Here is a 5,889-nt window from a genome sequence, read left to right as displayed (position 1 = left end):
CTTCGGATACCTGCAGAGATCATAAAACGCGGATCGACCCCCAACCTTGCCGGGTGATCTAGAACGGCGAAACCACTTATTTAAAATAAAAAATTTTATAGATTTAATTTATCCATAAAAAAAGGATTTTTTTTACCACTTTTGATAAAACGTTTTATCATATCCTTAACAAGAATACTTTTTAAACCACCACAAGCCCTAAAATGAAAAAAAACTTTTTACTAACCACCTGTCTGGCAATCGCATGCACTTCCTTTATTCATGCACAATCTAATGAACTCATCCAGAAAAAAGGTTACAAGTTAACTTTTATCAACCAAGATGCAAATCTTGACCAAAACTTAAAAAACAGGCTGATTGAAACCTTCTTTGTTGTCTATCCAAAATTGGAAAAAGAGTACAATAAAAAAACAGCCAAAGACATTACATTTGTCATTGATACCGCATACGATGGTGTAGCAGCAACGGCTAATGCAAGAGTAGTATATAGTTCAAAATACATGGCAAAACATCCTGGAGACATCGATGTTGTAACCCACGAGGTGATGCACATTGTACAGGATTATGGCAACAACGGTGGCCCGGGCTGGCTAACCGAGGGCATTGCAGATTACGCCCGGTATAAATTCGGAGTAGATAATGCCGGCGCTCAATGGGAGTTACCTGCATTTAAACCTACACAACATTACAGTAATGCTTATCGCATCACAGCGCGTTTTTTAGTATGGCTGGAAAAGAATGTAAAACCAGGTCTGGTCAAAACGTTTGACAAACAATTACGCGAACATACTTTTACCGACGACAGCTGGAAAAAAGAGACCGGTAAAACGGTAGATGAATTATGGACAGCTTATGCAGCCCATCCTGAATTATCCTAATCAATATTCAATACGCAAATGAACAAACTTCTATTAGCTCTACTCTTAAGTCCAGTGCTTTACGGCCAGGCACAAGCCCAAAAGACAGAAAAATTAGTACCCTATGTAAACCCCATCATTGGCACCCAGCGTATGGGCCACGTGTATCCCGGTGCTACAGTACCCTTCGGTATGGTACAATTGAGCCCCGAAACCGATACCATAAGCTATGAGCTCAATGGCAAATACAATCCGGATGTGTACAAGTATTGCGCGGGCTATCAATATGATGACAAAACCATTTGCGGTTTTAGCCATACCCATTTCAGTGGTACAGGGCATTCTGATCTGGGCGATTTTTTAATTATGCCTACTACAGGAAAACTAAAACTCAACCCCGGTACAGCTGACCTGCCCGGCAGCGGATACCGCTCCCGTTTTTCTCACCGGAACGAAATCAGTCAGGCCAATTACTACAAAGTAAAACTCGACGATCATAACATCACCGCAGAAATGACCACCAGTACCAGAGTGGGCTTTCACCAGTATACTTTCCCAAAATCAGACCAGGCGCATATTGTGCTCGACCTGATGTCAGGCATATATAACTATGAGGATAAAAATGTATGGACCTATCTTCGCATACTCAATGACTCCACAGTAATCGGCTACAGACAAACCAGCGGCTGGGCAAGAACAAGGACCTTATATTTTGCCATGCAGTTTAACAAGCCATTTGTTAAATCCGGTTACAAAAAATATGATAAAAAAGAAGTATATCGCGGCTTCTGGGGCAAATTTGGCCAAACCGAGAATTTTCCTGAAATAGCAGGTAAACAGATCAGGACCTATTTCGACTTCAAAACAGAGGAAGGTGAAAAGATCAAAATCAAATTTGCCATTTCTCCTGTAAGTATGGCTGGTGCGATGAACAACATGCATACAGAAATTCCAGGCTGGGATTTTGAAAAAGTAAAAAACGATGGACAGGAACTCTGGGAAAATCAATTACACAAAATAGAGATCAGCGGCAATAAAGAGATCAAAGAGAACTTCTATACTTCCATGTACCATACTATGATCAATCCAACCGTTTATATGGATGTTGATGGTCAGTACAAAGGTCTGGATCAAAACGTACACAAAGCCGAGGGCTTTACCAACTACACTACTTTTTCCCTCTGGGACACTTACCGCGCCCTGCATCCCCTGTTCAACATCATAGAGCCAAAGCGCAACGCCGACATGGTGCAAAGTATGATGGCCCACTTTGATCAAAGTGCAGAACATATGTTGCCTGTATGGTCTAATTCCGGAAATGAAAACTGGTGTATGAGCGGCTACCATAGTGTAACCGTTTTAGCCGATGCCATCATAAAAGGAAATGTCAACCCAGGTCTGAACCTGAACAAGGCACTGGATGCCTGCGTAGCCACTGCAAGAAAAAGAGACTATGAAGGTATAGGTGAATATATAGATAAGGGTTACATTCCAGATGAAAAAACAGGTATTTCCGTATCCAACACCCTTGAATACGCCTTTGACGACTGGGCCATAGCCCAACTCGCCAAAAAACTCAATAGGAACGACATCTACCTGGAATTCATCAAACGTTCTGAAAACTACAAAAACGTATTTGATAAAGCCTCCGGATTTATGCGCCCAAGACTCAATGACGGTACTTTCCGCAAAAAGTTCGACCCTCTGAGCACCATCAATGAAGGATTTATTGAAGGCAACTCCTGGAACTATACCCTTTTTGCTCCCCAGGATCCGAAAGGACTGATCAAACTCATGGGTGGCAACAAAAAATTTACGACCTACCTGGATTCCTTGTTTACCATGCACCTGCCGGATAAGTACTTCGAGGAAACAGAAGACATCACCAGAGATGGGATCATTGGAAACTATGTACATGGTAACGAACCCTCTCACCACGTGGCCTATCTGTACAACTGGACAGACAAACCCTGGAAAACACAGGAAAGAATCCGTATGATCCTACCTATTATGTACAAACCAACACCCGATGGTTTAGGTGGAAATGATGACACCGGACAAATGAGCGCATGGTACATCTTCAGTTCACTGGGTTTCTACCCTGTTGCACCCGGATCAGATCAGTACGCAACCGGCAGCCCTGCAGTAGACGGCGCCACCATCAATCTCGAAAACGGAAAAACCTTTACCATACATGTACAGAACCAGGGTCCAAAAAATGTATATGTTCAAAAAATGGTATTGAACGGCAAAGTACTCCCCAATCCTTCAATCAGCCATTCCGATGTCATGAATGGCGGAGAGCTTACCTTCTATATGGATAACAAACACAAATAAATACCTGAACATTCAAGGCCTCCCACAAAAAAGGGAGGCCTTTTACATTACTGAAAATTAACCCCTTAAAACACCAGATGTGGATAACCTCCCTCTTGTGTAAATCTATTTCAAACATTCCGTCCCGCCTGAGCCTTATTGCTGTATAAAATCCAAACATATGCAACAAAAAGATACTTTACTCAGCACAGATCTTCAACGTTTCATTGACAAATTTGAGCCTTCAAAATTCAAGACATTAACCCGTGGTATAGAGGTAAGAGGCACCAATAATCTGCATCAAAGTATTGCCGGGGCAAAAGAACTCATCGAGAGATTGAAACTTAACCTTTCGGTACACCATACCGCTGAAATGGCCCTATACGGCAGTTTCGAAGTGCTAAGCCGGCAAGCTCCTTAGTCTGTTTAACCATTGCCAGACTGGGGTATTTCCTGCTTCGCGGATAACTGAACACTTAATATATTCATAACATAGCCTAAGCTAAAAGCAAATCTGATCTGCTTAATTTCGCGGGGTGCATGCGCTAGTCATTCACTCAAACGTAAAATTTAGCTCCTTATACATTTATGAAAAGAAGATCAGTACTTAAAAGTATTGGCGGTATCGGAGGCTTGTTACTGGCCCCATCGATCAGTTTCGGCGCATCATCGCATGAAAAAAGACCAGTACTTCGCATTGCCCATCTCACCGACGTTCACCTTAAGAATCACCTGGATGCCCCGGCCAGATATGCCAGATGCCTTCATCACGTGCAGCAGCAATCTCCAAAGGCCGACTTGATCCTAAATGGTGGTGACATCGTTTTTGACATGAACAAAGAACAACTCAACACCATTAACGAACAATGGAAACTGACTCATCATATCCTGCAACAAGAATGCAGTATACCGGTAAAGTATTGTCTTGGCAATCATGACATCTGGTGGGATGAAAACAACAAAGGCCAGGCTATTTACGGCAAACAGTATGCAATGGACCAGCTGCACCTCAGCAATCCTTATTATAGCTTTAGCAAGAATGGCTGGAAATTTATCCTGCTCGACAGCGTTCACCTGGATATTGATGGCACCTGGTACATTGGAAAACTGGGCGATGCCCAGTTCAACTGGCTGGAAAACGAACTAAAGAATACCCCTTCAAATGTCCCAGTGCTGATTATGTCGCATATTCCGATCTTAACGGCTACCCTAATGATAGAAGACGATATTGTAAACAAATGGCAAATGCTTGGCGGAGATATGCATACCGATACGGCCAAAATCATTAAACTTTTCTATCAGTATCCTAATGTAAAACTATGCCTCAGCGGTCATATACACCTGAGAGATAAAGTTGTTTATAACGGAGTAACCTATATCTGCAATGGCGCGGTAAGCGGAGCCTGGTGGAACGGAAATAAAAGAGAAACAGCTCCAGGTTACGGACTTCTGGACCTATATGCCGACGGTACATTTGATGAATCTTATGTGAATTACTAAAAAAAACCCCGGTCTAAAAATGGCCGGGGCTTAATAAAAAGACTTGAAGCAAATCCTAATCTACAGGAATATCCTGCCCCGGAATGTTGGTTTCCGGGTTTTTAGGCAATACCACTTTCAATACACCGTCAGCATAACCGGCAGTAATATCCTCGGTCATCACCTTTCCATTTAAGGCAAAAGACCTTTCAAAAGCACCATTACTGTACTCTCTTCTGCTGAATTTTGTTTCAGTCTGTTCATTTTCTTCCGGAGTATAACTGATGGTTAAAACATCGTCTTTTGTGGCTACTTTTAAGTATGCCTTAACCAAATCAGGGGCAAAAAGATGGACAATGAAACTATTTTCTGTTTCTTCAATGTTTGCAGGCACCCTTCTGATATCCTGTCCAAACCAATCCTGTCCATGACCTCTGAAATGAGCTCCAAAAGCCCCCCCAAATCTTCCTCCTCTACGGCCGCAGCCTCTGTGCATTCTTGATGAATGATGTCTATGTTCGTTAAACATATTTTCTTGTTTTAATTGTGATTTACTATGTTAATTTTAAAATCCAGCCGGTCTGGATACCCTTTTTGCACCGCCAATGCATTTAATCCGTAAAAGGTTGCTCCTGCAACAAGCAGTGTCAATACTATTCTGAATGCTCTCATCATGACTAATCGTTAATATCAATATCCCTTACCAAACCTTTTTGTGCTACACCTGGTCTGTACCACTGATTATCAACAGGCACTATCTTTTGGTATCCGTTTCCATAATCAGCAAATCTGTTTCTGAAGAATTCCCGCTTGCGCTGCCTGAAGATGACAATCAGTGCAATTCCAAAAACCATTGCCGCAAGTACAAATGCAAATATGCCCGGGACAAAGAACAAGGCTGCTCCAAGCACCATCCCCATTCCTATAGATCTAAATATTTTTTCCATTTTATCTTGTTTTATTTAGGAAGACGGACAGCAAACCGTTTTACTTTAAATGATTTAAAAAAATATTCTTAAAACAAAAAAGCCGGCAAAAAGCCGGCTCTTTATACTATGTGAGATAAAATCTTATCTGAATCTCTTCCTAAATTCTTCCTTAAACCTGGAGCGTTCTTCTCCTGTCATATCGTGCCATTTTTCCCGCATACCAGATCCACGACGCCCAAATCCCCTACCCGGGCCACCAGGCTTAAAATTACCAAAGAGGATTCTGCACAAAACCAGCAAACCAAGAG

At 42.0% G+C, this 5,889-nt stretch carries 6 protein-coding genes; 4 read left to right on the top strand and 2 right to left on the bottom strand.

Features of this window, described 5'->3' with window-relative positions; genetic code table 11:
- The first annotated feature begins 203 nt into the window (after positions 1–203).
- From DBR11_RS27230 to DBR11_RS27215, 4 genes are all read left to right on the top strand, one after another.
- Positions 204–878: a basic secretory protein-like protein gene (locus tag DBR11_RS27230; protein ID WP_108555696.1), complete on the top strand. Its 675-nt coding sequence runs from the start codon at positions 204–206 to the stop codon at positions 876–878.
- Positions 879–896: 18 nt separating this feature from the next.
- Positions 897–3,194 (top strand): GH92 family glycosyl hydrolase, encoded by a 2,298-nt coding sequence (locus DBR11_RS27225; RefSeq protein WP_108555695.1) that lies wholly within the window; start codon positions 897–899, stop codon positions 3,192–3,194.
- Between the two features lie 160 nt (positions 3,195–3,354).
- Entirely contained in the window at positions 3,355–3,594 is a 240-nt protein-coding gene (locus DBR11_RS27220) for a hypothetical protein (protein ID WP_108555694.1), read from the top strand.
- Positions 3,595–3,761: 167 nt separating this feature from the next.
- Positions 3,762–4,673 (top strand): metallophosphoesterase, encoded by a 912-nt coding sequence (locus DBR11_RS27215; protein ID WP_108555693.1) that lies wholly within the window; start codon positions 3,762–3,764, stop codon positions 4,671–4,673.
- A 55-nt stretch (positions 4,674–4,728) separates the two neighbouring features.
- Here DBR11_RS27215 and DBR11_RS27210 read toward each other — a convergent pair whose 3' ends face one another.
- Together DBR11_RS27210 and DBR11_RS27205 are read right to left on the bottom strand one after the other, a co-directional pair.
- Positions 4,729–5,181: an Hsp20/alpha crystallin family protein gene (locus tag DBR11_RS27210; RefSeq protein WP_108555692.1), complete on the bottom strand. Its 453-nt coding sequence runs from the start codon at positions 5,179–5,181 to the stop codon at positions 4,729–4,731.
- A gap of 148 nt (positions 5,182–5,329) precedes the next feature.
- Positions 5,330–5,599: a hypothetical protein gene (locus DBR11_RS27205; RefSeq protein ID WP_108555691.1), complete on the bottom strand. Its 270-nt coding sequence runs from the start codon at positions 5,597–5,599 to the stop codon at positions 5,330–5,332.
- Between the last annotated feature and the right edge of the window lie 290 nt (positions 5,600–5,889).

Source organism: Pedobacter sp. HMWF019, assembly GCF_003061025.1.
Lineage (GTDB): Bacteria > Bacteroidota > Bacteroidia > Sphingobacteriales > Sphingobacteriaceae > Pedobacter.
Note: the sequence above shows the minus strand (reverse complement) of the source record. Positions and strands in the feature narration are given on the sequence as shown.

Excerpts from the sequence above, each read along its gene's own strand:
- DBR11_RS27210 (WP_108555692.1), bottom strand. The coding sequence starts at position 5,181 with ATGTTTAACGAACATAGACATCATTCATCAAGAATGCACAGAGGCTGC.
- DBR11_RS27230 (WP_108555696.1), top strand. The coding sequence starts at position 204 with ATGAAAAAAAACTTTTTACTAACCACCTGTCTGGCAATCGCATGCACT.
- DBR11_RS27225 (WP_108555695.1), top strand. The coding sequence starts at position 897 with ATGAACAAACTTCTATTAGCTCTACTCTTAAGTCCAGTGCTTTACGGC.
- DBR11_RS27220 (WP_108555694.1), top strand. The coding sequence starts at position 3,355 with ATGCAACAAAAAGATACTTTACTCAGCACAGATCTTCAACGTTTCATT.
- DBR11_RS27205 (WP_108555691.1), bottom strand. The coding sequence starts at position 5,599 with ATGGAAAAAATATTTAGATCTATAGGAATGGGGATGGTGCTTGGAGCA.
- DBR11_RS27215 (WP_108555693.1), top strand. The coding sequence starts at position 3,762 with ATGAAAAGAAGATCAGTACTTAAAAGTATTGGCGGTATCGGAGGCTTG.